This is a genomic window from Pacificoceanicola niger, assembly GCF_048553275.1.
Lineage (GTDB): Bacteria > Pseudomonadota > Alphaproteobacteria > Rhodobacterales > Rhodobacteraceae > Pacificoceanicola.
Genome location: NZ_JBLZMW010000003.1, coordinates 245,364 through 271,117, shown reverse-complemented (window position 1 = coordinate 271,117; position 25,754 = coordinate 245,364). Strand labels below are relative to the sequence as shown.

Annotated in this window: 28 protein-coding genes and 1 other RNA gene; 18 read left to right on the top strand and 11 right to left on the bottom strand. The window is 65.3% G+C overall.

Annotation, left to right across the window (positions count from 1 at the left end):
- Nucleotides 1-44: 44 nt before the first annotated feature.
- On the top strand, nt 45-1,022 hold the full coding sequence (locus ACN2XU_RS06150) for a LysR family transcriptional regulator (protein ID WP_419409527.1): 978 nt from the start codon (nt 45-47) through the stop codon (nt 1,020-1,022).
- Between the two features lie 65 nt (nt 1,023-1,087).
- Here the strand turns inward: ACN2XU_RS06150 and ACN2XU_RS06145 are convergent, their stop codons facing one another.
- Entirely contained in the window at nt 1,088-1,777 is a 690-nt protein-coding gene (locus ACN2XU_RS06145) for an SIMPL domain-containing protein (protein ID WP_419409526.1), read from the bottom strand.
- A gap of 169 nt (nt 1,778-1,946) precedes the next feature.
- Between ACN2XU_RS06145 and ACN2XU_RS06140 the strand changes: the two genes are divergently transcribed.
- A complete protein-coding gene (locus tag ACN2XU_RS06140) occupies nt 1,947-4,970 on the top strand; it encodes a hypothetical protein (protein ID WP_419409525.1) in 3,024 nt (1,007 codons plus the stop codon).
- 9 nt (nt 4,971-4,979) lie between these two features.
- On the opposite strand, the gene ACN2XU_RS06135 is transcribed toward ACN2XU_RS06140, so the two are convergent.
- Complete coding sequence (locus ACN2XU_RS06135) at nt 4,980-5,609, bottom strand: CatA-like O-acetyltransferase (protein ID WP_419409524.1); 630 nt, start codon at nt 5,607-5,609, stop codon at nt 4,980-4,982.
- Nucleotides 5,610-5,871: 262 nt separating this feature from the next.
- Here ACN2XU_RS06135 and ACN2XU_RS06130 point away from each other — a divergent pair, with 262 nt between their 5' ends.
- Nucleotides 5,872-6,648 (top strand): gamma-glutamyl-gamma-aminobutyrate hydrolase family protein, encoded by a 777-nt coding sequence (locus ACN2XU_RS06130; protein WP_419409523.1) that lies wholly within the window; start codon nt 5,872-5,874, stop codon nt 6,646-6,648.
- On the opposite strand, the gene ACN2XU_RS06125 is transcribed toward ACN2XU_RS06130, so the two are convergent.
- Both ACN2XU_RS06125 and ACN2XU_RS06120 read right to left on the bottom strand, forming a co-directional pair.
- Nucleotides 6,649-6,960, bottom strand: a complete 312-nt coding sequence (locus ACN2XU_RS06125; protein ID WP_419409522.1) for a hypothetical protein — start codon at nt 6,958-6,960, stop codon at nt 6,649-6,651. It lies immediately after the preceding gene.
- 300 nt (nt 6,961-7,260) lie between these two features.
- Nucleotides 7,261-7,467: a cold-shock protein gene (locus ACN2XU_RS06120; RefSeq protein ID WP_419409521.1), complete on the bottom strand. Its 207-nt coding sequence runs from the start codon at nt 7,465-7,467 to the stop codon at nt 7,261-7,263.
- Between the two features lie 222 nt (nt 7,468-7,689).
- Here ACN2XU_RS06120 and ACN2XU_RS06115 point away from each other — a divergent pair, with 222 nt between their 5' ends.
- Together ACN2XU_RS06115 and ACN2XU_RS06110 are read left to right on the top strand one after the other, a co-directional pair.
- Nucleotides 7,690-8,007, top strand: a complete 318-nt coding sequence (locus ACN2XU_RS06115; protein WP_419409520.1) for an ArsC/Spx/MgsR family protein — start codon at nt 7,690-7,692, stop codon at nt 8,005-8,007.
- Nucleotides 8,007-8,387, top strand: coding sequence for a hypothetical protein (locus tag ACN2XU_RS06110; protein ID WP_419409519.1), 381 nt, complete (start codon nt 8,007-8,009; stop codon nt 8,385-8,387). The genes ACN2XU_RS06115 and ACN2XU_RS06110 overlap by 1 nt, the downstream gene beginning before the upstream one ends.
- A 4-nt stretch (nt 8,388-8,391) precedes the next feature.
- On the opposite strand, the gene ACN2XU_RS06105 is transcribed toward ACN2XU_RS06110, so the two are convergent.
- The 6 genes from ACN2XU_RS06105 to thrS all read right to left on the bottom strand — a co-directional run bounded on the left by ACN2XU_RS06105 (nt 8,392) and on the right by thrS (nt 14,113).
- Nucleotides 8,392-8,964, bottom strand: a complete 573-nt coding sequence (locus ACN2XU_RS06105) for a DoxX family protein (RefSeq protein WP_419409518.1) — start codon at nt 8,962-8,964, stop codon at nt 8,392-8,394.
- Nucleotides 8,965-8,973: 9 nt separating this feature from the next.
- Nucleotides 8,974-9,735 (bottom strand): HvfC/BufC family peptide modification chaperone, encoded by a 762-nt coding sequence (locus tag ACN2XU_RS06100; RefSeq protein ID WP_419409517.1) that lies wholly within the window; start codon nt 9,733-9,735, stop codon nt 8,974-8,976.
- 59 nt (nt 9,736-9,794) lie between these two features.
- Nucleotides 9,795-10,643: an MNIO family bufferin maturase gene (bufB, locus tag ACN2XU_RS06095; RefSeq protein ID WP_419409516.1), complete on the bottom strand. Its 849-nt coding sequence runs from the start codon at nt 10,641-10,643 to the stop codon at nt 9,795-9,797.
- Nucleotides 10,644-10,697: 54 nt separating this feature from the next.
- Nucleotides 10,698-11,000 carry a BufA1 family periplasmic bufferin-type metallophore gene (locus ACN2XU_RS06090; protein WP_419409515.1) on the bottom strand — a complete coding sequence of 101 codons (303 nt, stop codon included), beginning with the start codon at nt 10,998-11,000 and terminating at the stop codon, nt 10,698-10,700.
- A gap of 311 nt (nt 11,001-11,311) precedes the next feature.
- The gene (locus ACN2XU_RS06085; protein ID WP_419409514.1) at nt 11,312-11,986 is read right to left on the bottom strand and encodes a VPLPA-CTERM sorting domain-containing protein; all 675 of its coding nucleotides are present in this window, start codon (nt 11,984-11,986) and stop codon (nt 11,312-11,314) included.
- Nucleotides 11,987-12,166: 180 nt separating this feature from the next.
- Nucleotides 12,167-14,113, bottom strand: coding sequence for a threonine--tRNA ligase (gene thrS, locus ACN2XU_RS06080; RefSeq protein ID WP_419409513.1), 1,947 nt, complete (start codon nt 14,111-14,113; stop codon nt 12,167-12,169).
- Between the two features lie 146 nt (nt 14,114-14,259).
- Here thrS and ACN2XU_RS06075 point away from each other — a divergent pair, with 146 nt between their 5' ends.
- From ACN2XU_RS06075 to rpmG, 13 genes are all read left to right on the top strand, one after another.
- Nucleotides 14,260-15,504 carry an MFS transporter gene (locus ACN2XU_RS06075; protein WP_419409512.1) on the top strand — a complete coding sequence of 415 codons (1,245 nt, stop codon included), beginning with the start codon at nt 14,260-14,262 and terminating at the stop codon, nt 15,502-15,504.
- Between the two features lie 51 nt (nt 15,505-15,555).
- Nucleotides 15,556-16,233: a DNA-3-methyladenine glycosylase I gene (locus ACN2XU_RS06070; protein WP_419409511.1), complete on the top strand. Its 678-nt coding sequence runs from the start codon at nt 15,556-15,558 to the stop codon at nt 16,231-16,233.
- 174 nt (nt 16,234-16,407) lie between these two features.
- Entirely contained in the window at nt 16,408-17,145 is a 738-nt protein-coding gene (locus ACN2XU_RS06065) for an alpha/beta hydrolase (protein WP_419409510.1), read from the top strand.
- 164 nt (nt 17,146-17,309) lie between these two features.
- Nucleotides 17,310-17,744, top strand: a complete 435-nt coding sequence (locus ACN2XU_RS06060; RefSeq protein WP_419409509.1) for a VOC family protein — start codon at nt 17,310-17,312, stop codon at nt 17,742-17,744.
- Nucleotides 17,741-18,379 (top strand): hypothetical protein, encoded by a 639-nt coding sequence (locus ACN2XU_RS06055; protein WP_419409508.1) that lies wholly within the window; start codon nt 17,741-17,743, stop codon nt 18,377-18,379. Before ACN2XU_RS06060 ends, ACN2XU_RS06055 begins: the two co-directional genes overlap by 4 nt.
- Before the next feature lie 78 nt (nt 18,380-18,457).
- A complete protein-coding gene (locus ACN2XU_RS06050) occupies nt 18,458-19,231 on the top strand; it encodes a hypothetical protein (protein ID WP_419409507.1) in 774 nt (257 codons plus the stop codon).
- A gap of 168 nt (nt 19,232-19,399) precedes the next feature.
- On the top strand, nt 19,400-20,449 hold the full coding sequence (locus ACN2XU_RS06045) for a nuclear transport factor 2 family protein (protein ID WP_419409506.1): 1,050 nt from the start codon (nt 19,400-19,402) through the stop codon (nt 20,447-20,449).
- Nucleotides 20,449-21,075 carry a class I SAM-dependent DNA methyltransferase gene (locus tag ACN2XU_RS06040; protein WP_419409505.1) on the top strand — a complete coding sequence of 209 codons (627 nt, stop codon included), beginning with the start codon at nt 20,449-20,451 and terminating at the stop codon, nt 21,073-21,075. Before ACN2XU_RS06045 ends, ACN2XU_RS06040 begins: the two co-directional genes overlap by 1 nt.
- Before the next feature lie 127 nt (nt 21,076-21,202).
- The gene (locus tag ACN2XU_RS06035; RefSeq protein ID WP_419409504.1) at nt 21,203-22,327 is read left to right on the top strand and encodes a LysM peptidoglycan-binding domain-containing protein; all 1,125 of its coding nucleotides are present in this window, start codon (nt 21,203-21,205) and stop codon (nt 22,325-22,327) included.
- Between the two features lie 3 nt (nt 22,328-22,330).
- Nucleotides 22,331-23,380 (top strand): transporter substrate-binding domain-containing protein, encoded by a 1,050-nt coding sequence (locus ACN2XU_RS06030; protein ID WP_419409503.1) that lies wholly within the window; start codon nt 22,331-22,333, stop codon nt 23,378-23,380.
- Between the two features lie 179 nt (nt 23,381-23,559).
- A complete protein-coding gene (locus ACN2XU_RS06025) occupies nt 23,560-24,270 on the top strand; it encodes an alpha/beta fold hydrolase (RefSeq protein WP_419409502.1) in 711 nt (236 codons plus the stop codon).
- 206 nt (nt 24,271-24,476) lie between these two features.
- Nucleotides 24,477-24,888, top strand: an RNA gene (gene rnpB / locus ACN2XU_RS06020) — RNase P RNA component class A.
- A gap of 113 nt (nt 24,889-25,001) precedes the next feature.
- On the top strand, nt 25,002-25,169 hold the full coding sequence (gene rpmG / locus ACN2XU_RS06015; RefSeq protein ID WP_050927593.1) for a 50S ribosomal protein L33: 168 nt from the start codon (nt 25,002-25,004) through the stop codon (nt 25,167-25,169).
- A gap of 131 nt (nt 25,170-25,300) precedes the next feature.
- Here rpmG and ACN2XU_RS06010 read toward each other — a convergent pair whose 3' ends face one another.
- The gene (locus ACN2XU_RS06010; RefSeq protein ID WP_419409501.1) at nt 25,301-25,732 is read right to left on the bottom strand and encodes a hypothetical protein; all 432 of its coding nucleotides are present in this window, start codon (nt 25,730-25,732) and stop codon (nt 25,301-25,303) included.
- Nucleotides 25,733-25,754: the final 22 nt, after the last annotated feature.

Sequence of the window (25,754 nt, the reverse complement as noted above, 5' to 3'; positions counted from 1 at the left end):
TTTCCAGTTGAAAGCCCGCGCGTCCCTGTCGCGGTCCGAGTGCCATGGCACGCCCCCCCAGCCTCAATGCTTATCTCCACTTCGAGTGCGTGGCGCGGCGTGGCTCGCTCAGCCGCGCGGCGGAGGAGTTGAGCGTTAGCCCGTCGGCCGTCAGCCAGCAAATCCGCCAGCTCGAAGAGCAGATGGGCGTCAAGCTGTTCCGCCGGCAAGGGCGGGCCCTGCGCCTGACACTGGAAGGGGAGCAGCTGTTTCGCGCGAGTTCCGGCGCGATTCGCATGCTGCGCGACGCACAGGCCCAACTTGGCCAGAGCCGCGACGCCCGTCGTGTGAACTTGCGGGTCACCCCCAGTTTCGGCGTGCGCTGGCTTGGTCCACGCCTGTCACGCTTCGTCATGAAATATCCCGATTGGGACCTCCGGGTCGATGCGGCCCCGGACCCGTCCGATTTCGAACGCGAGATCATGGACCTCGATATCCGCTATGGCATTGGAGGCTGGCAAAGCTACCCGGAGCGCGCGGTGCTCGACGATTGCGTGTTGCCGCTGTGCAGCCCGGATTATCTCGCCAGCTTGCCGGAGTCTCCGGAGGAGCGACTGGACGCCGCACGGCTGATCGACAGCGCCCGGGCGTTGTGCCAGTGGGACATGTGGCTCTGGCGCATGGGGCTGACAACCGCGTCCAACCGCAAATCCATCCTCATGGACCGTTCTTCGATGGCGCTGCAACTGGCGCTCGACGGGGCGGGGGTGTGCCTCGAATCTCTGGCTCTGGCCGCGTCCGAGGTCGAAACCGGCGCGCTTGTCCCGGTAACGCCGCACCTGCCGGTGCTGCGGTTTCCGGCCTACTGGGTGCTCAGCCCCGAACGCAACCTGTCGCGCCGCGCCGTTCGCCTTTTTCTCGACTGGCTGGCGGGCGAGGGGACAGAGCATGAAGAAACCCTGCGCCGCATCGTGGTGGCGCACGGCCTGCGGATGGAAACCATCGACGTGGGGGACTGGTTCGTCTCCGGCCCGGACAGTTGAGCGATCCCGCGCGCCCGGCCCGGATGGGGCGCGGTACAGGCGCCCCATGACACTCGGGGAGTGCGTTACTCCAGCCCGAAAACCATCGTCACCTGCCCCTGCAGGGTGATCTCACCGGCCGCGACCGGCACGCTCATCGCCTCCGCTCTGAGCATCGGCATATCGCCCGAGGCCACCATGGGCGTTGCGGAATCGGTGATCGTCAGCACCGGGCCAAGCGTCACCCCGGCCGCACCGGCATAGAGCTTGGCCTTTTCCATGGCGTCGCGCACCGCCTGGCGGCGTGCTTCTTCCTGCAGCGCGCGCGGGTCCTGCACATCGAAGCTCAGGTTGGCGAGACTGTTGGCGCCATCATCCAGAACCGCCTTCAGCACATCGCTCAGCTTTTCCAGATCGCGCACCCGCACCGTTACCATGTTCGTTGCCTCATAGCCGTCGCGCTCGCGTACCCCGTTGACCGACCCATTGCTCCAGCGCTCGTCAAGCCGCAGCCCACTGGTCTGGATGTCGCGCGCATCAATGCCCATGGCGGTCAGCCGCGACAGGATCGCATCGAGCGCTTCGCTGGTCTTGTTCATTGCGCCAACGGCGGTTTCATCCTGCGCCCGCGCCCCGAGCGAGATCTGTGCCATGTCGGGCACGGCGGCCACCGTTCCCTGGCCGGTGACGGTCAGGCTGCGCAGGGCAGCCTCCTGGGCGGCAAGCGCCGCGGGCAGCGGGGCAAGCAGGGCAGCGATCAGGGCAAGGCGCAGCATGGAAAACTCCTGGAACAAGGCTGTGAACTCTTGGCTAATGTCGTGGTACGGGCAGCGCTCCGCAACCCTGCCGCGCAGCTTTTCTTTTCCTCGGCAAAAGCTTGCTCTATATTGAGGGTGTACAGGAAATTGACTCCCACGGACTTTGTGGGACTGCTAGAGACCATGCATGGTACCTGATTTTGCGCTTTCCCTCTCCTTCGAAGGTATTGCCCTGCTGCGGCATGTGAATGGCCGCTGGGCGCGCCTGTCCGAAGTGGCTCTCGATGAGCCGGATCTCGATATGGCGGTTGTCGCTCTGCGGGAGCAGGCTCTGGCCCTCGATCCTGAGGGCGGCAGCAAGGTCGTTCTGGTGATCCCGAACGAGCAGATCCGCTATCTCGATACACCGGATCCCGGTGGCGACGCGGCAGCGCGCGATGAGGCGATCCGCACCGCGTTGGCCGGGGCGACACCCTATGCGGTTTCGGAGCTGGTCTATGACCATACCGCCGACCGTGGGCGGCTTCTGGTCGCGGCCGTGGCGCGCGAAACCCTTGAGGAAGCAGAAGACTTCGCCCGCAATCATGGCTTCGAGGGGGTCTCGCACGCCGCCATCGCCCCGGCGGACGCCTTCAAGGGGGCCGTCTATTTCGGCAAGGTCAAAAGCTGGAAAGGCCGCGCCCGGCGTTTGCCGGAAGCCATTGAGGTGTTCGAGGCCGATGAGGCGGCTTTTGCGCCCGTCCTTCCGGCTCCGCCCGCGCCTGATCCAGTCCCCGACACCGCAGCGCCCGAGTCTTCCGAGCCAGTCGTCCAGACAGCGCCCGAGGTCGCGCCGCGGGGGGCGGAAGCCGAACCAGAATCGCAACCGGTGGAGGCAGTCCCGCCGCAGGCCGGGGATGCGCCGCAAAGCGCGCGCGACCTCCCCGCGTCCGGGCCCGCCACCGACACGCCCGATGCCGCGCAGCACGTCGACGAGCCCGAGCCGAAAACCGTGTCGCAGCCGCAGCCCGAAGACCCGTCCGCCGTAGAAACGCCCCCGGTGCCCGCGAGCCCGCCGCAGGCGGACACGCCCGCTATCGCTGAGCCTGAACCGACGGCTGCCGATCCGGAGGCCGGGGCAAACGTGTATTTCTCGACCATTCGCGCCGTGCTCGACGACGCCGGGTCCGAAAGCAAGCCGCCGGAAGCGCCGCGGGCAGAGATCAAGTCGCGTTTCACGCCGGTTGCCACGCCGGACGAAACAGTCGCGGAAACCGCGCCCGAGACACCGGCCCCGGCCACATCCGGCCCGGCACAGCCGCCAGTGACCCCGAAAGCCGAGACGCCATTGACGGCCCGCGATCGTGCCGTGGCGCTTGCCGCGCGCGCGCCCCGGTCGGAAGGGGAGGGCGTCCCTGCGCCGAAGCCGGTCGGCGCCGACGCCGGTCCGAAATCCGCCGGGATCACCTCCGGCATGATCGAAGCCGCGCAGCCCGCGCCGCGCCCAGGCCGGAAATCCGGCGCCGCCGCTGCCGCTGCACGCTTCTTGTCGCGGCGCAAGAACAAGGCCGATACGGCGGACCGTGCGGCTGTACCGGTCGCCACGTCGCCGGAACTCTCTGCCAAACCTTTCCCCAAGGCCCCGGCGCCAAAGCCCGCTTCGCCAAGCGTGCGCATCGACCCGGGACTGACGGCGGTGCCGCCCGAGTCCGGCAACCCAGGATCGCTTGGCAAGATGGCCGCGGCCAAGGCGCCGCCGCGCTCCGCTCCGGGCACGGGCGTCGCCGCGATGCGGACGGCCATGCCGAATCCGGGAACGCCAATCAAGAATGCCGCCGTTCCCCCGGCGCCTTCGGGCGATGGCACCGCCGCCATCGCCAGTCAGAGCGAAGCCGACCGGATGACGATCTTCGGGGCGCGTGGGCAGGATGTGGGGGGCAAGCCGCGCTTCCTCGGGCTGATGCTGACCGCGACGCTGCTGCTCTTCCTTGCCGGTGTTGCGGCCTGGGCATCGGTCTTCCTGCACGATGGTCTGGCCGGATTGTTCCGCGATGATGCGCCGGAGGCGATCGCCAGCCTGCCGGAGGGCTCCGCAACGATCAGCAGCGCCGATCCCGAGACCGGGCAGGCCCTTGCCCCGGCGCAGCCCGCGTCACCGGAAGTCGAGGTCGAAACCACCGAAGCGGAACAGGACACACAGCTCGCGGCGCTGGACACCCTCGATGACAGCACCCGCCCCACCGCGCGCCCGGTGCAGCCGATCCAGCCACAAGCGCTGACCGCGGATGAGGCTGCGGCCACCTATGCGGCAACGGGCTACTGGCTGCGCGCGCCGACGCCGCCCCGGACACCGCCAGAGGACAGCGTCGATCAGGTCTATGCCGCCTCCATTGATCCGGTTGTGCAGGAATCCGATGCTGTCGCGCTGCCCCAGGCCAGCGAAATCGGTCCCGAATTGGCGATGCTCGATCCGGGCCTGCCGCCGCCTGCAGGCATGACTTTTGATTTTGACCCGCGCGGTCTGATCCGGGCGACGCCGGAGGGCGCACTGACGCCGGATGGCTTGCGGATTTACACCGGCCTGCCGCCAGCTGTTCCGCCACGCCGCCCGAATTTTACCGCACCGGAGAGCACCGCAGTGCCGGAAACCGGCGCCGCGAATCCGCTGCGTGAAACGCGTCCGGAGGCCCGCCCGGACGATATCGTCGAACAGCGCGAACGGGCCACGCAAACCGGCCTCTCCACCGCCGAGCTTGCCGGGCTGCGCCCCGTGATGCGGCCTCGCACCGAGCAGGAAGCCGCCGTCGATGCGGAGCCGGAAAGCCCGGCCACCGAGCAGGCGGTCACAGCGTCGCTTGTGCCGGTGACCCGTCCGCGTAACATGAGCGCCATCGTCGAACAGGCCCGGACCGCCGCGCCGCAGGCGGAGGTCCAGACCGCGTCTGCCGCCGCCATCGCCCCGCGCACGGTACAGCCCAGTGGCACGACCGCCGGAAGCGTCGCGCGCTCGGCCACCGTCACCAACGCCATCAACCTCAGCAAGGTTAGCCTGATTGGCATCTACGGCACCCCGTCCAACCGCCGCGCGCTCGTCCGCTTGCCCAGTGGCAGCTACAAGAAAGTGCAGGTCGGAGACCGGATTGACGGCGGGCGTGTGGCCGCGATCGGCGAGAGCGAGCTGCGCTATACCAAGAGCGGTCGCAACCTGACCCTGAAAATGCCGCGCGGCTGAGGGGCGGTCTCACACCCGGTCCAGGCTTTCCTGCACGGTCTCGAAGAACTGACCGAGCTGCGCGCCATCAACCAGCGCATGATGCACCTGAATCGCCATGGCCATGCGCCACCCTCCCGGCTCCTGAACGATCCTGCCCCAGCTGACGCGCGGGATGCAGTCGTTCGCATGCGGCAGGGCGTTGTCGATGGCGGTGAAATCCAGCCACGGCAGGCAGGACAGAAACGCCACCGAATCCTGCGTTGTCCCATCGGTGGCATCAAGTCCATCAGACAGGCGCGCGTGTTCAATGCAGCGCTGCGCCTCCGCATCGAGCGCCGCGAAATCCGTTTCGAACGGCACGTAGGCATAGTTGAAGTCGCCCCGCGCCCGAGGCACCGTCATCGACAGGGCCAATCGGTCGTGGCGGACAACGGTCTGCCCGCGAAACCGCATGCACAGTTCCGGCACCGCATGCAGACCGGCGCCAATCGCATAAAGGCAGGCGCGATAGGGTGAGAGCCCTTCGGCTTTGCGCGCCATCACGTGATCCAGCCTGAGCCGAACCGTGACCGCGTAATGCGGTCGTTCGAAACTGCGATAAAACCGAAACTGCTCGGCGCGGGGCCATGTGTTCATATCGACGAGATGCTCTGCCATGGCGGCAGGGTAGTCCGATTCTCAGACGTGTGAAATGGCCGGTGTGCTTGCCTGCTTTCGCGGCACTGCCTGTGACTTGTGCATTTGCGCAGGGTGGTTCACCTTTCTTAAGGACGCTCTATGGTCTATTCCTGAGATCAAGTGTTCGCGGGTAGATCGGCCGCGCCGCCCGCCTCTCATTGCGCCTCGCCCGTCGGGCCGCGCGATGGGACGCGGCGGGCGACACAGGTCCGAACCCGCCGTTCAAAGACGGAGCATCGACATGGCGCGACCCATCGTGGGCATCATCGGCAATTCCTTCCTGATCAACGATCAGTATCCCGCACACGCCGGCGGCACGATGAATTCTGAGGCGGTCTCGGAGGTGTCCGGGTGCCTGCCGTTGCTGATCCCCGCCGATCCGCGCCTTGTCTCGGTCGAGGAGTTGATGGAAACCTGCGACGGCTTTTTGTTGACGGGTGGTCGCCCCAATGTGCACCCGGAGGAATACGGCGAGTCCTGGACCGAGGCGCACGGCGCTTATGACCGGGCGCGCGATGCGATCACGCTGCCGCTGGTCCGGGCCTGTGTGGCGCGCGGCCAACCGTTTCTGGGCATCTGCCGTGGCTTTCAGGAGGTCAACGTGGCCATGGGCGGCACGCTCTATCCGGAGATCCGCGATCTGCCTGGCCGCATGAACCATCGCATGCCGCCCGATGGCACGCTCGAAGAGAAGTTCGAACTGCGTCACACGGTGACGCTTCAGGAAGGCGGCGTGTTCCACCAGCTGTTCGGCAGCACCGAGGTCATGACCAATACGCTGCATGGACAGGGGATCAAGACGCCCGGCGCGCGCATCGTTATCGAAGGCCACGCTCCCGATGGCACGCCGGAGGCAATCCATGTGGAGGGCGCAAAGGGCTTTACGCTGTCTGTTCAATGGCATCCGGAGTGGGACGCCGCCAACGATCCGGTCTCGCGTCCGCTCTTCGTCGCCTTTGGCGATGCGGTTCGGGCCTGGGCGGCTGAGGCGTCCGGCAGTTTGCGCCGCAGCGCCTGATCACGAACAGCTGTCGCTGGCCTGTGCGCGGGCCAGTTCCCATTGATCCGCATAGGACCAGCCGCTCGCTCGCGGGCGGTCTTCCATCAATACCTGCGTGGCCTTCTGAGCAAAGCAGGCGCAGTCTACGCCTGGCATGCTCGCCTGGCACATGGCATATCCGCCGTCCTTGGCCGCCTCCGGCAGGCTGCGGGTCTGAAGCGTATCGACCGGCGCCTCCCAGGATGTCAGCGGCTTGAACTGCGCGACAGCGGTCACAAAAAGCCCGCCACCCAGGAAAATGGCAAGGACGATGCTGGTTTCGATCGACATGGGACCCTCCTTCGCTTTCAGGTATCGGGTATCACCAGGGGGTGCCCGCACAGGCGGGCCGCTCACTCCAGGGCTGCGCAGAGCGACGGCGCAGGCTCTCAGTCTAAGGCAGGCGATATCGCATCGCCTAACGGCGAATGCCTTCAATCTTAACCGTTGATAGGAGTCGTCTGAGCGCAAGAGCCCAGTGCCGCCAGACAGCCCGCGTCTGAGCAAAGACCACGAACAGGGTCGAACCCGGAGGTCACCGGGCCGCAAAACGCGGCCCGTCTTTGGTTATTGCAGGGCAGTCAGGCGGCCTCAGAGAGGCTGAATGTCAGCTGCCATCTCCCGGCCGTCCCGGCCTTCGCGCAGCTCGTAGCTGACTTTTTGATTGTCGGCGAGGCCGGTCAGACCTGACCGCTCAACCGCCGAAATATGGACGAAAACGTCTTTTCCACCCGCATCGGGCGCAATGAAGCCGTAGCCTTTGGTGGTGTTGAACCATTTCACGGTGCCGCTCGGCATAGTCTCCGTGCTCCTTTCCCAGTCATTTAAGTGGCCTTGCCGTGCGCAAGGTTGCCGCGTCACATTCGCCTTTCAGCAAAGAACGCGGTGGCCGCAGTTCCGGGACTGATCGTCGAAGGTCACATCTTCAGGTTTTGCGGTGCCACTGCAAAAATCAAGTAAAACGTCCTCGTATTTCAGCAAACAGGCTCTTATGTGAACGAAATCGACGAAGGAAATGGCATGATCCTCTATGGTTTGAAGACCTGCGACACCTGTCGCAAAGCGCGTAAAGCCCTGCAAGACGTTCAATTTATGGATGTTCGCGACGACGGTGTTCCGTCTGATGTTCTGGACGCGGCCCTCGCGCAGTTCGGCGAAAAACTGCTCAACACGCGCTCGACCACATGGCGCGGCCTGTCCGAGGACGAGCGTGCCCGCGCCCCTGCCGCGCTGCTGCGCGATCACCCGGCGCTGATGAAACGCCCGCTGATCGTGGACGGCGACACCATGGTGCTTGGCTGGGACAAGGCGGCGCAATCGGCGCTTGGGGTGGGCTGATGCGGAACGCGGCACTGACCCTTGGCATCATCGCGGGTGTGTTCGGCATGCTCGTCGGGTTTTTCGGCTTTGGCTACACAGAACTGGCGCGGCATGTCTCGGGGATCGAAGACGCCTTTGGCATGTTCGATGATCCGGACCTGGTGCGTGTCGTGTCGATCCTCTCGCCCATGCTGGCCATTGCCGGCGGGGCCATGGCGAAATCGCGGGCGCTTTGGGGTGGCATTCTGCTGCTGATCTCCGCCTTTGGCATGTACAGCGCCTTTGGCTTCAACGTCTTCACCATGTTCCCGATCTGCTTTGCCGGACTTGGCGGTGTGCTTGCCCTCGCTGCGGGTCAGCCGGACGAGCCCAAGTCGCACTTCGGCAAGACACCCTGATCCGTCAGGCCGGTGCCAAATCCGGCCCCCGCCGCGCCATCAATAGTCGATCGACCGACAGCGCCCCGGCGCCCTTGATCACCAACGTCAGCAAAAGCAGCATCCAGAACGCCCGCTGATCAAGGATCAGACCGTCCGGTGCCCGGTCGAACCACGCGCCAAGCGTCTGTGCATGGGCAATGCCGCCATGCCCGTAAAGATCGGTCAGGCTCTGCAAGACGACAAAACCGATCATCCCCAAAGCCGCCAGCCGCGTCATCAGGCCGATCACGATCAGCAGCGGCAGGATGAATTCGGCCCATGTCCCGGCAGTCACCACCGCCCAGTGCCAGAGGCTCAGGTTCTCGGTGTTGTAACGCGCCGCCTCGAAGGCGCGCGGGAAGATCTGCGCATAGGCGCCGGTGCTCGGGTTGAGAAAACCGAAGACGCCATCGCCGAGCTTGGTCAGCCCCGAGGCCCAGAAATAGCCGAGAAGCGTGGCGGCAAAAACCAGCCGCGCAAATACAGGCAAGACCCCGTCTCCCCGGCGTTCCACAGGGCCGGACGCCCTTGCATACAGCGAAAAAAGCCAGTCCATCGGTCTCTCCTATGCCTCTGTCGTCATATCGGCCAGCGCCCCGCCGCGCAGCAGCAGCGCCATCATCGCGGCAAGATCGAAATCCGCGCCGGCAGCCTCCAGCGCCGCGCCGAAGGTCGTGCCCTGTTGCAAGGCCATGACAAAATCCGCGCCGCCCGGAGGCAGAATATGCGGCTCTGGATCGAACGCCGGCCGCAGGATCAGCACGTCTTCTGCCCGCGCCTCAGGCTTTGCCCCACCTCGCAGCGCAAACCGCCAAACCGAGGCCACCGGCCAGGGTGATCGCAAGAGCCGCACCGAAGGCGCCAGCCGCAGTGTCGCCGCCATCAATACGCTCTCGGACAACCCCTGCAGTCGCGCGGGATCGAAGGGCGGGGCGTCGCCCGCGTGATAACTCTCGCGCAGCGCAAATTCGAGCCGCGCCACGTCCGGCAGATAGCCAATCGGCTTCAGCGCTTCGGTCTGTGCGATCATTGCCGCAAAACCCGCGCCATACCCGGCCATGACCGGTGATGTCGGGGCCGCGTGCCGGACATAAAGCCCGGCGATCCGGGCGAAATTCTCCACGCCGATCAGAGAGCGCACCGCCGGAAACCCGACCTCCAGTGCCTCGCGCAGCGACACCGCCACATTGTTGCGATAGACCGCAAACCGCCTCCCTGCGGGCCGCCCCGTGCCGTCGGTCAGCCCTGCGGGCACGGCTTTGTCGACCTTTCGCAGAGCCTCAAGAAAAACCTCTTGCGAGACCGCCTCGGCTTCTTCTCTTTCCAAATACCTCCGGGGGAGCGTCGCAGACGCGGGCGCAGAGCCCCGATATCCCGCACCGGCGCTCATGCCGCCGCCCGGCTCAGCGCCGCCTCCGCTCGCCGCGCTTCCCCGCGCAGCGCGGGCCATTCGGGCACATCCGTATCCCATTCGATCAGTACGGGCTTCGGCCCGGATCTCTCCAGAACCACATCCAGCAGCGCCCAGACCGGCTCCGCGACCGCGCGCCCGTGGCTGTCGATCAGCAGCGGCTCGCCGTGGTCGTCTTCATCCTCGTCATGCCCGCCGAGGTGGATTTCTCCCACCCGGTCAAGGTCAAAGGCCTCGATGTAGCCCTGCGGCGAAAACCCGAGGTTTACCGCCGAGACAAAGACGTTGTTCACATCAAGCAGCAGCCCGCAGCCGGTGCGCCGCGCGATTTCCCTGAGGAAGGCGGGCTCCTCCCAGGTGCTCCGCGCAAAGGCCAGGTAGGACGAGGGATTCTCAAGCAACATTGGCCGCCCGAGCGTCTCCTGCACCCTGTCGATATGATCGCAGATGCGCACCAGTGTCGCGTCGGTGTAGGGCAGGGGCAGCAAGTCATTGTAGAAATGACTGTCGTGTGTGGACCATGCCAGATGCTCGGAAAAGCTTGCCGGATCGAGCCAGTCCACAAGGTGTTTCAACCGCGCAAGGTGCTCTGGATCAAGCGGGCCCGCGCCCCCGATCGACAGGCCGACGCCGTGCACGGATATGGGAAATCTCTGCGCCAGTGCGCGCAACTGTGCCAGCGGCCGCCCGCCGTCGCCCATGTAGTTCTCCGCATGGATCTCAAGCCACCCCACGGGCGCCGCCGCATCGAGAATGTCCCGGTAATGCTGAGGCTTGTAGCCGACGCCGGGCAGGGGCGGCAAAGACGGGCTGAGGTCGTACATGGCGGTCTCCATCGGTGGTTCGGACGGGGCTGTTGCCCCGCCCGTGGCACAGGCTCAGCCCTCCATCGGCAGATCGCGATCGAGCGCTTCAAGGCTGCCCATACGCGCGGAGCCGTCCGCCATGGCGGGCAACTCGATCTCGGTGCAGGTGCCGGCATCAACCAGGCTCCAGGCGTTGCCCTGATAGTCGACCTTGGAGGTGCCGGCGCAGGTCGTGCCGGGCCCGGCGGCGCAGTCGTTTTCACCGGCCATGGCCACACCAAAGCATTTCTCCTGGTCCTGCGCTTGCACGGCGGAGGCGGCGAAAGAGGCAGCAACAGCACCCACGAGGGCGGCGGTCTTGAGGGTATAGGACATCGGATTTCCTTTCAGTCAGATCAATTGAGCAGGTTGAATGTGTGTCCCCGGATCGTCTCGTTCCGGGCCTCCTCAGACTGGCAGCAGCCCGGTAATCCAGCCACTCACGCAGCCGTGTTTCACGCGCCTGTCAGCGGTATCGCGCCTTCCGTGATCCTTCGCACACGCAGAAATTCAATGAATTCAAGAGAAAACGAAAGGGCCCCGAAACAAATCGAGGCCCCTTGGCAGGCTTCCAGCGCAGGAATGTTACAGCTTCCGCGGATATACACGCATGGCCGCCCACGCGTTCACGCATATCGCGAGTTGTGTTACAGCCGCTTTCGCCGTGCCAGAAGGCCAAGCCCGCCCAATCCGGCCAGCAAAAGCGGCAATCCCGCAGGCAGTGGCACAGCGGCGGTGGTGCCGCCGCCCGGCGTCACGGTGACCGTGAAATTGCCGCTGTTGTTGGCGACATACCCTTCGTTGATGCCAAAGAAGAGATAGCCGTCATAGGCCGCCGTGAACGTCAGGCTGGAGCCGACGAGAAACAGATCGCTCGCCTGAATGCCGCCGCCTGCATCCGTGTTGCGGGCCGTGAACCCCGGCGCGGCCACCGTCGCCGTGGGGACAAAGGCAGCGATCAGTGCCCCGAGGCCGTACATCATCGGATCGTAGGCCAGCGCCGGGTTTGCATCCACGCCGGCCTCTTCCAGCGGGGTGTATTCCCATGCAAACACATGCCCGGTGCTGGCATTCACATCGACCCCGTCGGCTGTCACGACGTTGTAGATCTCGCCGAGAGAGATGGTCCCCGGCGCGGTGATCGTGATGGTCTCACCGGCGCTGAGTTGCGGGCCGCTGGCCATATTGGTTCCTCCGGACTGCCATTGGCCGAACAGACCGTTGGTGGTTGCCAGAACCGAATAATCGACGGTCGCGGCCTGCGCGTGAAGCGCGGCCAGGCCCAGCGCGAAGGCGGCGGCCAGAGTCTTGAAAGGGCTCATAATGTCTCCTGAAATCTGAATGGTACCAAGGTCACTGGCCCCGAAGTTGAAGCCGCTAACGATCACGCAATCAAAGCAGGTCGCAGACCTTCCGACAAGGTCCGGAATTTCGCAAAGAAAAAGCCCCGGTCGTGGCGACCGGGGCGTTTTCATTGTCAGGGGCCGAGGCGGTCGCCCGGATCAGAGCAGATCGGGCGCCAGCGCCTTTTGCCCCAGCTCCGCAACGATCTCGTCGAGGCTGGTCACGCTGGTCTGTTTCTCGCCAAGACGGCGGACCGTCACGGTGCGCTCTTCCACCTCGCGGTGCCCGATGGCGAGGATCACCGGCACCTTGCCGAGCGAATGCTCGCGCACCTTGTAGTTGATCTTCTCGTTGCGGATGTCCGCCTCGGCGCGCACGCCTGCGGCCTTCAGCGCAGCGACGACCTCAAGCACATAGTCATCCGCCTCCGACACGATGGAGGCCACGACCACCTGACGCGGGGCCAGCCAGAACGGCAGCTTGCCGGCGTGCTCCTCGATCAGGATGCCGATGAAGCGCTCGAACGAGCCGAGCACGGCGCGGTGCAGCATCACGGGGCGATGCTTGGCCCCGTCCTGCCCGATGTAGGTCGCATCAAGCCGTTCCGGCAGGTTCGGGTCCACCTGCAGGGTGCCGCATTGCCATTCCCGGCCGATGGCATCGGTCAACGTGAATTCCAGCTTCGGGCCATAAAACGCGCCTTCGCCTTCGAGAATGTCGAAGTCGTAGCCCGCCGCCTTGCAGGCATCGCCAAGCGCCTTCTCCACCCGGTCCCAGCTTTCCTCCGAGCCAATGCGCTTTTTCGGCCGGGTCGAGAGCTTGATCGTCCAGTTGTGAAAGCCGAGATCGTCATAGATCCCCGCGAGGAACTTGATGAACTTGGCGGTTTCCGCCTCGATCTGATCGTCGGTGCAGAAGATATGCGCATCGTCCTGCGTAAAGCCGCGCACCCGCATGATGCCGTGTAGCGCGCCAGAGGGCTCATAGCGGTTGCACGAGCCGAACTCCGCCATCCGCAACGGCAGATCGCGATAGGATTTCAGACCCTGGTTGAACACCTGCACGTGGCAGGGGCAGTTCATCGGCTTGAGCGCGTTGATCGCCTTTTCGCGGGCGTGCTCCTCATCCACTTCGACGATGAACATGTTTTCCTGGTAGTTGTCCCAGTGCCCGGACTTTTCCCACAGCTTGCGATCGACGACCTGCGGGGTGTTCACCTCGACATAGCCGTCGCGCTCCTGCTGGCGGCGCATATAGTCCTGCAAGGAGGTGTAGATTTTCCAGCCGTTCGGGTGCCAGAAGATCTGCCCCGGCGCCTCTTCCTGCATGTGGAACAGGTCCATCTCGCGGCCCAGCTTGCGGTGGTCGCGCTTGGCGGCCTCTTCGAGCATGTTGAGATGCTTGCGCAACTCTTCCTTGCCCCGGAAGGCCACGCCATAGATGCGTTGCAGCATGGCGCGGCTGCTGTCCCCGCGCCAATAGGCCCCGGCCACGCTCATCAGCTTGAAGGCGTCGCCCGGAACCTGCCCGGTGTGCTGAAGGTGCGGGCCGCGGCACAGATCCTGCCAGTCGCCATGCCAGTACATGCGCAGCGGCTCATCGCCGGGAATGCTCTCGATCAGCTCGACCTTGTAGGGCTCGCCCCGGTCCTCGTAATACTTGATCGCCACGTCGCGGTCCCAGACTTCCGTGCGAACGGCGTCCCGGGCGTTGATGATCTCTTTCATCTTCTTTTCGATCGCGCCGAGATCTTCGGGGGTAAACGGCTCTTCCCGGTCGAAATCGTAATACCAGCCGTCCTTGATCACCGGGCCGATGGTGACCTTCACATCGGGCCAGATCTCCTGCACTGCGCGCGCCATGATATGCGCAAGGTCGTGCCGGACCAGCTCCAGCGCCGGGGCCTCGTCCTGCATGGTGTTGATGGCGATCTGCGCATCGGCTTCGATCGGCCACTGCAGGTCCCAGTGCCGGCCATCGACCATCGCGGAGATGGCTTTCTTGCCAAGGGATTTGGAAATGGAAGCGGCGACTTCGGCAGGGGTTACGCCCTTGTCAAAGCTCTTGGCTGCACCATCTGGGAAGGTCAAAGAAATCTGGCTCATGGCCATGCTCCTCGTCGTTTTGGCGCCCACGGAACGCCCGGTTGCGGGTTATGTGTCTGTGCGCGTTTTGGCGGGGGCGGCGAGGGCTGTCAAGCCAAGGCATGGAGCCGCCTGCGGCCACATGCGCATAGCGAGGTAAAGATGCCATGACTGGGGTTGCGGATCGGCTTTATGACACGGTGGCGGAGACCGACGGGGAGACGCCGCCGGGCGAGGCACGCAATGCGCTTCGGCATATCGGCTCGCTGTCGACGACCAAGATTGCCGACGGGTTGATCGACCCCAAACTGGTGCTGAGCTGGCTTGGTCAGGCGCTTGGCGCTCCAGCGGCGATCACCGGGCTTTTCGTGCCCATCCGGGAAGCCGGGGCGCTCCTGCCGCAAATCCTGCTCGCCGGTTGGGTGCAGAAGATGACACACCGCAAATGGGCCTGGGTGCTTGGCTCGGCGGGGCAGGGGATCGGGGCGGCGCTGATCGTGCTGTCGGCACTGACCCTGGAAGGCATGGCGGCGGGGCTTGCCATCTGTGCCGCCCTGGCGCTGCTGGCGCTGAGCCGCGCCGCCTGTTCCGTGAGCTTCAAGGACATCCTGGGCAAGACCATTGCCAAACACCGCCGGGGCACCGTTACCGGTGTCGCGGGCAGTGCGGCCTCGCTCGCGGTGGTGATCTTCGCGCTCTTGCTCATGTCGGGTCTGCTTCGCGAGCAGGCGCCGGTGATCGCGGCCATCGGGCTGGCGGCGGGGTTGTGGCTGGCGGCGGCGGCGCTGTTTTCAACCCTCGAAGAAGATCCGTCGGACACCGGCGAGGCGCAATCGCTCGACTTTACGCCGCTGAGGGAAGACGGCAATTTCCGCCGCTTCATTGCCGTGCGCGGCCTGCTGACGGTCACCGCCCTCGCGCCGCCCTACTTCGTGCTGCTCGGCGGCGGACAGGGCGCACTCAAGGGGCTTGGCGCGCTCTTGCTCGCGTCTGCCCTGGCCAGTTTCGTCAGCTCTTATGTCTGGGGCCGCCTCGCGGACCATTCGGCGCGGCTCGTTCTTGCGCTTTCGGGCCTGTGCGGCGCGGGCTTTGCGCTGTTGGCCGTGGCGGCGGAAACGTTCGGCTGGTCCGGCTCGGGCTATGTGATCCCGGCCATCCTCTTTGGTTTCATGCTGGCCTATCAGGGCGTGCGGCGCGGGCGCTCCGTCTATCTCGTTGACATCTCACCCGAAGAAAGCCGCGCGCGCTACGCGGCGCTGGCCAATACGGTCATCGGCGGGTTGCTCCTGGCGGTTGGCGGCCTTGGTGGGGCGCTGGCCGTGGGCGGCCCGCTTGTGGCTTTGGCCGGCTTCGCGGTGTTGTCGCTGATCGGCGGGCTTCTGGCCTTCCGGCTTCGCGACGAAAAGGCGTAATCGCTTTCCTGCCGCGCCGCCCTGTGCAACCCTCGCCGGGAAAGTGAGGGCATGCCCATGCGCAGCTACGAAGAGATCCTGACCATCGCCGCCGACCGCAAGGGCGGGCGCGCCGCCGTGCTGGACGGTGCCCCCGAAACCAAGACCGCCGATGCGCTGGCAGCGATCCCGGACGCGCTCTGGCTCGCGCAATTCGCGCGCGGCATCATGCAGGCGGGCATCAGCTGGCAGGTGGTCGAGAACAAATGGCCGGGCATCGAAGAGGCGTTTCACGGCTTTGACATCGGGCGCGTGTCGATGATGTCCGAGGATTGGTACGATGAGCTTCTGGACGATCCGCGCATCGTGCGCAGCCCGCCGAAAGTCCGCGCCATTCAGGAAAACGCCTACTTCATCCAGAAGGTCAGCGCCGAACACGGCAGCTTTGGACGCCGCATCGGTGACTGGCCTGCGGAGGATTTCGCCGGGCTGCTGATGTGGCTGCAAAAGGAAGGCTCCCGCCTTGGCGGCTCGACCGGGTCCTACGCGCTGCGGCAGCTCGGCAAGGAAAGCTATATCCTCTCCGGCAGCGTCATTGCGCGGCTGATTGCCGAAGGCGTGATCGACAAGGAGCCGACCTCGAAGAGCGCGCGCACGGCGGTTCAGGAGGCCTTCAACACATGGAAGGCCGAAAGCGGTGAGAGCCTGACCGTGATTTCCCGCGTCCTCGCGCAGAGTATCGACAGCTGACCGGGCCGGGGTGCGGGGCACAGCCCCGCCCTACGATGTGTTGCGGTCCGCATCTGGCGTCGGGCCTGCGGTTTCGGCCGTGTCTTTACGAGTATTTATGAAAGAGAAGAAGGACAGGGGCTTGGGTTTCCGGCATGCCTGCCTATGCTGGCCGAAAAAATGACAGGAGCTCTCATGGCGGACATCTCTTACATCACGGGCCCTCGCGGCGACAGGCTGGCTTATGCCTTCACCCCCGGCACCGGTCCGTGCATTGTGTTTCTCTCCGGCTATCGCTCGGACATGGAGGGCACCAAGGCGGTGCATCTGGAGGCCTGGGCCAAAGCGCAGGGCCGCGCGTTCCTGCGGCTGGATTATGCCGGGCACGGGGCGTCGGGTGGGGTATTCGAAGACGGCTGCATCGGCGACTGGGCGGCGGATGCCGAGGCGATCATACGCGATGCCACCTCTGGCCCGGTCGTGCTGGTCGGCAGCTCGATGGGCGGCTGGATTGCGGCGATCCTGTCACAACGGCTGGATCTCGCGGGCTTTGTCGGCATCGCCGCCGCGCCGGACTTCACGGAAGACGGCTTCTGGACCGGGTTTACGGAAGACCAGCGCCGCACCGTCATGGAAGAGGGCGGCGTGCAATTGCCCTCCGCCTACGAAGACCCTTACATCGTCACGCGAAAGCTGATCGAGGACGGCCGGGAGAACCTCGTTCTGCGCCAGCCCCTGCCGATGGCCTGCGCGGTGCGCCTGCTGCAGGGAACAGAGGACGAGGCGGTCCGCCGCGACACCGCCTTGGCGCTGCTTGACCATATCGACGCGGAGGACTGCCGCCTGACATTGGTCAAGGGGGCGGATCACCGCTTTTCCACGCCCGCCTGCCTGCATCTGATCGAGACCGCCGTGCTCGACGTGCTGGCGTGAGGCAGGTGCCGGGGCGGGCTGATCCTGACATGGTCTGTCAGGACTCTCGCCGAATATGCCCCCGGTCACGCGGTGATCGCCGGGGCGTGTCTGCCGCCTTCGCAATCCAAAGCCAAGGCACAAGCCGTCACGTCCCATAATACACGGAACAATGGAGCACACACATGGACCAACGCGTCAGCCTCATCACCCTTGGCGTCTCCGACATGGACGCCTCCGCCGCCTTTTACGAGGCGCTCGGGTGGACCCGTGTCGACACGCCCGATGGTGTCATCGCTTTCGATCTGATCGGGCAGGCGCTGGGGCTTTATCCGCTGGACAAGCTCGCGCAGGACATGGGCCTTGCGCCCGGCGATCTCGGCACCGGGGCCGCCACCCTGTCACACAACCTGAGCAGTCGCGAGGCGGTCGACGCGCTGACCGACCGCGCGCGCGCTGCGGGTGCCACCATCCTGCGCCCCCCGCATGAGGTCTTTTGGGGCGGATACATCGCCTATCTCAAGGATCCGGATGGCCATGTCTGGGAATTTGCCCACAATCCCTATTCCGCCCTCGGGCCCGATGGCGCGTTCCGCTGGAATGGCTACGACGCGGGATGAGGCGTCCGCCGAAATCGGTGCGCGGCCTTGAGGACCTTGGCCGCGTCCGCCTTTCGAAACACTTCTTCCTGCGCGAATTCCTGCATTCGGAGATCGGCAACCTCCATGGCCTGTCGAACATTCCCGAACGGCCGGATCTCGCCATCGCTCGGGGGCGCGCCCTGTGCGAGACGCTGCTTGACCCGCTGCACGACACCTTTGGCAAGGTCTTTGTCCGCTCCGGCTACCGCGCCCCGGCGCTGAATGCCTTCGGAAATGATAAGGGCCACAGCTGCGCCGCCAACGACTGGCATCTCGAATGCCACATCTGGGATAGTCCGGACCGCCCCGTCGCCGGGGCCTGCGTGGTTCTTCCGTGGTTTTCCGACCGCTATGACCGGGGCCGGGATTGGCGGGATCTGGCATGGTGGCTGTATGATCACATCCCCTTTTCCGAGATCTATGTCTTTCCCAAACTCTGCGCTTTCAACATCGCCTGGCGGCCCGAGCCGCGCCGCCGCATCGACAGCTATATCGCGCCGAAAGGCTGCCTGCTGCGTCCCGGCGGTCTGCCTCCGGAGCCACTGGAGGACCGGCAAAGGCGCTATGCCGATTTCCCCGAGTTCCGCGCGCCGGACCCTCCGCAGACGCATTAACCTTAACGCGCCTGCCGGGTTGCCAGCGCCGCGCCGGATCGCCATGTAAGCGTTTCGATCAAGGAACGGAGGCCACCCGTGTCACAGGGCCGGAATGACAACACGGCGGCGCAGCCGCTGACATTGCCGGAACGGCGGGTGTTGACCGAAGCGGCGGACCACCTCCTGTCCGATGCGCTGCCCCAGATGGAAATCACGGCGGAAGGGCGGATCTGCACCGGTGGGCAGCCCGCCCATGAAAGCGCCTGTGCGGCGCTTGGCGCGCTGGGCGTTCTGGTGCGCACCGATCACTACACCGTATGGGGGAGGAGACTGCCGCCGGACGGGCTGCAGGCCCATCTCGAAACCCGTGCGTTGACGCGGCGGGCGTTCGACCTCGTGTTACAAGCTTTCATCGACCATGCGGTCAGCCACTCTGCCGCGCTGCCCGATACGCGCGATGCCTTTGCCCTGCCGGCGCGGTTTTCCCGGATCGGGGCGGCTTTGATGCGCACCGGTCATCTCGCGCAGGACGGGGCGCATGTCCGCTGGACCGACCGGATCGCCCCGGTCATGCAGGAGGCCATCCTTTGGGACGACAAGGGTCAGTGCCTGTCCGAGATCTGGCAGGCGCAGGAAGAGGCCGAGGCGCGGCATTTCTTCGCCGGTCTGCCCGAACGCCTGCGCGAGGAGTTGCGGCGTACGGTGGCGCAAAATGGCGGTCTTGCCGGGCTCGACCTGCTGCGCAGACATTGGGCAGGACGGGGCTGGACTGAAATAAGACAGTCAGAACCGGGAGATCTGACCGAAGCGGGCTTCAAGGTTAACGTTTTCACAACCTTCGTTCGGTTAATCCGGGAGGGACGGGGTTAACCATCGCATCCCTGCGATCCCGCGCCGCGCCGGTCTTTTGGTCCCGATCTGCGCCCGGTGCGGGCACGGCCCCGTCGCCCCTTGCCTGCGGAGCTTTGCCCCTATGAACAGATGGTCCAGCACTTTCCCCCACGACGCCCGGCCACGGCCCCTGGCGAGGCAGGTCGTATGAGCGCCGCAGCGTCCCGAAGTCATCCGCTGGCCAGCCTGCCGCGCATGCCGCAATCGAACCAGACCCTGGCGCAGGCCGCCGCCGCCCGTGCCGCCTCCGGCTCCGACCCGCGCTTCAACGCCTTCCTCGCGGCCACGGCCAGAACCATGCGCGAGGAGCGCACCATCGAAAGCAGCCTCAAGGAGGCCTTCCACGCCCAGGTCATCCGCCGCGACGCGCTTGGCATCGCCTTCGGGCGCGGGGCCGTGCTGGCGGATCTGCAGGGGCAGATGGTCGCGATGCCCGATCAGCAGGCGCTGACTGAAGACGTGTTCAGCACCGGCAACGAAAGCCACGGCCTGCTCGGGGCGCAGCGGCTGCTGCTGCGCGGCCATCATCGCGGGCCGGGACCATTCGGCGCGCCGACCGGCAAGGCGCTGCGCTATCGCGAGCTTTCGGAAATCTATGCCAAGGGCAATCGTATCAGCGACATCTGGTGCGTTCGTGACAATGGCGCGATCTGTGCGCAGCTCGGGCTTGATCCGCAGGCGCTCGCCCGTGCGCTCTGGCCGGAGGCGGACCCGGAAAACATGCCGTTCCGTCCGGAGAACGATCAGCAGGGCCCCTACACCGGAGAGGGCAACGCCAACCAATGGGGTCGCGCGTTTGCCGGGCTGCTCAGCCATATCATGGCCGGTGAGCTGCATCAGGTTTCCGGCCAGTACGACGACGCCTGCCAGCTTGCCTATCCCGACGCGGTCAGTGGCCATGGCCCGGATGAGGCGGCGCAGTTCTGGATGGGCCTGCGCGCCGCGTTCCCCTCGGCCCAGTTCCAGATCGAGCACGCCATGGGCCTCGAAGAGCCGCTGATGCCCGCCCGCGCCGCGGTGCGCTGGTCGCTCACCGGCGCTCATGACGGCTGGGGCATTTTTGGTCCGCCCTCGGGGGCGCAGGTGCACATCATGGGCATGTCTCAGGCCGAGTTTGGCCCGCTCGGCGTGCGCCGGGAATGGACGCTCTACGATTCTCTGGCCATCTGGATGCAGATCGTGTCACATCGCGGGTGATGACCCAGGAAATTCCGCCCCCCGGCCTGTCCGAAACCACCCGCGCCACCTATGACCGCGAGGCTTCCGCCTTCGATGCGCAACGCGGCAAGACCCTGTTCGAGCGCGGCTGGCTCGACCGGGCCTTGCGCAACGTGCCGCCCGGCGGCCCGGTTCTGGATCTTGGCTGCGGCGCGGGTGAGCCGATTGGCCGGTATATCGCGCAACAGGGCTTCGCGCTGACCGGTGCCGATTTCTCCCACAGCATGCTTGAGATCTTTGCCGGACGCTTTCCACAGGCAGAGGCGCGCATGGCCGACATGCGCGTGCTGGACCTTGGCCGGACATTCGATGCGATTATCGGCTGGGATTCTTTCTTTCATCTCACGCAGGACGAACAGCGCGCCGCCCTGCCGCGCATTGCCGCGCATCTGAACCCCGGCGGGCGTCTGTTGCTGACCGTCGGGCCGGAGGCGGGAGAGGTGCTCGGTCATGTCAACGGCGCGCTGGTGTATCATGCCTCTCTCGCGCCGTCGGACTACGAGGCGATTCTGTCGCGCGCCGGGCTTGCCACCGAAGCCTTTGCGCCCGATGACGCCGAAACCCACGGTCACAGCCTGCTTCTGGCACGACGCATTGCGGAATAATGCGACGTTAACACTTTGTTAACATAGCGAATGCATCTCGGGCATCACACTAGGGCTTGCGTTAAGGTTGACGAACACACACTAGATGCGCCAGATTTTGTGTACAGTATCTAGGGGGATAGTCCGAATGTTGAAACGCGTGAGCGCGCTCGCATCCGCTTTGGTCGCTGCCACGACCATCGGGGCCGCGGCACAGGAAACCTGCGGTGGTGTCTACACCGTGCAACGCGGCGACAGCCTCTCGCTGATCGCCGACAAGCTTTACAAGGACGTCGGTGCCTGGACGGCGATCTATCGCAACAATATCGATGTGATCCCGAGCCCGGACAGCATCCGCGTCGGTCAGGCCTACCGCATGCCCTGCATCGACGGGCTGCCCACGGGGCTCAAGGGCGGCACCGTGATCGACAGCAAGCAGGCCGCCGCGCCGCGCATCACCCCGGTCGCCAAACCCGCCAATGCTGCCGCGCAGCTCGCCGCGCGCCAGCGCAGCGCCGAAGAGGCCGCGCAGGGCGTCGATGTGCGCCTGCTCGCGGGTGACGACTTCCGCCCCTTCACCAACCGGCTGCAGATGAGCTCGGGCATGATCACCGATCTTGTGAACCGTGCTTTGGTGGCCGACGACACCACCGGCCAGCACAAGTTCTACTGGATCAACGACCGCTCCACCCACCTTGATCCGCTCTTGTCGGATGGCATGATGGACCTCGCGTTCCCTTGGAAGAAACCGCATTGCTCCGACGGCGACACCGGGGCGATCTGCACCGATTATGTCTTCTCCGAACCGATGTTCGAAATGCTGGTGGTGCTGTTCACGGCCAAGGACCGTCCGGTCACCTTTGACGGCGAAAGCGATCTTGCCGGGATGCGCGTGTGCAGCCCGCTCGGCTTTGAGGCCGGTGGCCGCCAGGGCGGCTCGAACTACCTGACCCGCCAGGGCGCGCGGCTGCAGCAGCCGGTGACCGCGGAGGAATGCTTCACCCGCCTGATGGATGGCAGCACCGATGCCGTGGCGATGAACGAATTCACCGGCCGCGTGGTGCTCAAGGACATGGGGCTGGCGCGCGACGTCGAATTGATGCTGCGCCGCCCGCTGGCCATCGAGGGGCTTCACGTGGTCGCTCACAAATCCAACCCGCGCGCGGACGAGTTGATCGCCGCCTTCAACGCCGGGCTGGAAAAGATGCGCGACAGTGGCGAATACCTCAAGGTCATCGACACCCATATGTCCAGTATCTGGGCCGGGCTCTGATCGATGGGTCCGTGGAGGAGAAATGCGGCGGCCCTGATCGTCGCCGCGCTGGGCACCCTGGGCGGCAGTGCGGCCTCGGCGCAAAGCTGTGCACCGACGGCCCACCGGGTGGGCGATGGCGAGACGATCTTTACCATCGCGGAGGCAAAATACGGCGATCCGGAGAAATGGACGCTGATCTACTATGCCAACGAGGTGGCGCTGACCGCGTCGGTGTTTCAGGTCAAACCCGGCGACATGCTGATCATCCCCTGTGAGGCCGCAACGCAAGCCGCGGATGCGACGCCGCTGCAGACCGATGTGGCCAACGCCGAGCTCAAGCTGCTGACCGGATCGAACTACGAGCCGTTCACCGATCTCGACTGGCCGGGGCAGGGCATGCTGACCGAACTGGTCAACGCGGCGATGGAGGAGACTCCGGACCCGGTGAGCTATTCGATCACCTGGGAAAATGACTGGGGCAAGCACTTCCCTGAGCTCAATGCCAAGACCTTCGACATGGGGTTTCCGTGGTACAAGCCGCCTTGCGATCAGATGCCTGACAGCGAACGCTGTGTGAATTATCACTTCTCCGATCCGCTGGCCGAGGTGCTGATGCTGCTCTTCGTCAAGGATGGCTCGGATTTCACCTTCGAGCGCGACGAGGATATCTTTGGCAAGACGATCTGCCGCCCCGATGGCTTCCTGTCCTTCGACCTCGACACGCCGGAGCGGCAATGGCTCAGCACAGGCAAGGTGACGCTGGTGCGGGGGGACGATGAACCCGCCTGCTTCCGCAAACTGCAAAACGGTGACGTGGATGCGGTGTCGCTCAACGTCTTCCTCGGGGCACAGGTGATCAAGGAAATGGGACTGCAGGGGCAGGTGGTGCCGCTGGATCGCCCGGTGTCGAGCCTCGGCATGCATATGATCATCTCGAAGCGTCACTGGCGCGGAACGACGTTCCTTTACCGCTTCAACGCGGGGCTGGCGAAACTCAAGGAAAGCGACCGCTACAACGAGATCGTCTCGAAACACCTCGGGATCTTCTGGGACCGGATGAACGTCAATTGACGCCGGGCTGTGCGGGACCCCATGGCAAAACACACAACCGGCGCGGATTCGCGCCGGTTTTTCGTTTCGGCCTTTTCGCTGAGCGCGGCTCTGGTAATGTGCCTGAAAATCCGGGGCTTAGCCGCGCGCACCGCCGCCAGCCGCCCGGACCCGTGACGAGCAGGAGCTGATCGGCGATCATGCGCGAAACTGTTGTGTTCCTCCCCGGCATGATGGCGGATGCCCGGGCCTTCGGCCCGCAGCTCGCCGATCTGTCCCGCGACTTTGCTGTCATGTGCATCCCGCCGACGCGCGGTGAACGGATCGAGGAAATCGCCTCTGGCATGCTCGACCTGCTGCCCAAGCGCTGCGCCCTGGTGGGCCATGGCATGGGCGGGATGGTCGCGCTGGAGATCATCCGGCGGGCGCCGGACCGGGTGTCGAGGCTGGCGCTGATGGACACCTCGCCGCTGGCGGACACGCCCGCGCAGGCCGCCGAACGTGACCCGCGCATGGTGCGCGCCCGGACCGGGCGGCTGCGCGAGGTGCTGGAGCAGGAATTGCCCGCCGAGACGCTGGCACCGGGGCCTTACCGAAACGACATCCTCGCGCTGGCGCGGGACATGGGCGCGGTGCTGGGGCTGGAGATCTACTTGCGGCAGGCGCGCGCGCTGCAGCGGCGGCGCGACCAGCAGGGCACGCTGCGCAAGATCGCGGTGCCGGTTCTGGTGCTCTGCGGTGCGCAGGATCGGCTCTTTGAGGTCAAGCGCCACGCCTTCATGGCGGACCTGATCCCGGGCGCGACGCTTCAGGTGATCGAAGAGGCCGGGCACCTGCCTGCGCTGGAAGCGCCCGAGGCGGTGGCCGACGCGCTGCGCGCCTGGCTCGCCCTGCCGCTGATGCTGCGCTGAGCGCTCTTGCGCGGAGTGCGCCGTCCCGGCGCACACGGTTGGTCTCGTCGGCGGCCTTGCGGCCTTCTCCTCGGGCGGGCGCATAGGGCCTCTGGTTCGCAATCGGTTGAACCCCCGCGCCCGGGTCAGCCGGGCGACGGAGTATGTCGACCAACAAGAAGACGGGGATTGACGGCTGCGGGCGCGCTTCTTATTGCGGCGGGTGCGCGGAAGGCTGGACGGCCGCTTGTCGGGGGTGTGCCCCGGATGAGAGGAAAGTCCGGACTCGCTGAAGCATCGGTGCCGGGTAACGCCCGGGCAGGGCAACCTGACGGAGAGCGCCACAGAAAACAAACCGCCTGTCCTTCGGGGCAGGTAAGGGTGAAACGGTGGGGTAAGAGCCCACCGGGGGGCTGGCAACAGTCCCCGCATGGCAAGCCCCACCGGGAGCAATGCCAAATAGGGACCACGCGCCCGCCTGATCCCGCCTGCGGGATATCGGGGCAGGGGGGCTTCACCCCGAGTGGTCCGGGTTGGCAGCTAGAGCCACGTGGCAACGCGTGGCCCAGATGAATGGTCGTCGAAGGGCCGGGGAGACCAGGCCTGGAACAGAATCCGGCTTATAGGCCTTCCGCGCATGAGATTTTCTCGTCTACCCCGTTGACTCGGGAGGCGGGGTGGGTAAAAGGCAGGCTCTACGGATTTTCACGGGGCCGCCGCCCTGTAGCAGCACGACCCCAGGAGACACGACAATGGCGAAGCCGACCACAATCAAGATCCGCCTGAACTCGACCGCAGGCACCGGCCACTTCTACGTGACCAAGAAAAACGCCCGTACCATGACCGAAAAGATGTCGGTGCGGAAGTACGACCCCGTTGCCCGCAAGCACGTGGAGTACAAGGAAGGCAAGATCAAGTAATCTTGCCTCCCGTCCGGCGGATGGTGTGAATGGGCCGCGCAGGGAAACCTGCGGCGGCCTTTTCCTTGTGTCGCGGGTGGGGACGGCCGGCGGGGGCTCGCACGATTGGTCAAACCGCGCGAGACGCCAGTTCAGTCGGCGAGAATGGTCGCGTCTTCCATAACGACAGCCTGCCAGGTTTCCGGATCGGTCACCCGTTTCAGCGTGCCTTGCAGGGTGATGCGCCGGGATTCGTCCAGCGACGCGATCGGCTCGGCCAGCGTCACCATCAGAGCCGCGCCATGGTCCAGACTGCCACAGAAGGGGCAGGTGCCCATGTCCGCCACCAACATCAGCTCCTTCACCAGATCGCCGGGCAGCGCAGGGGCGGCGTAGCCACTGATCGTCACGGTTTGCGGGGCCTCGCCGATTGCGGCGGGAAAGCGTTTGTTGACAGTGTAGCTGGTCTCGGTGACCACTTCGTCAATCTCGATCTGGCCAAGCAGATCCCATGTGTCAGGCTTTTCAGCGGCAGCGCCGGTGGCGCCAAGGGCAGCAAGCAGGGCAAGAGGGCTGGTTTTCATTGGTCCTGTTCCGGTTTTTTCG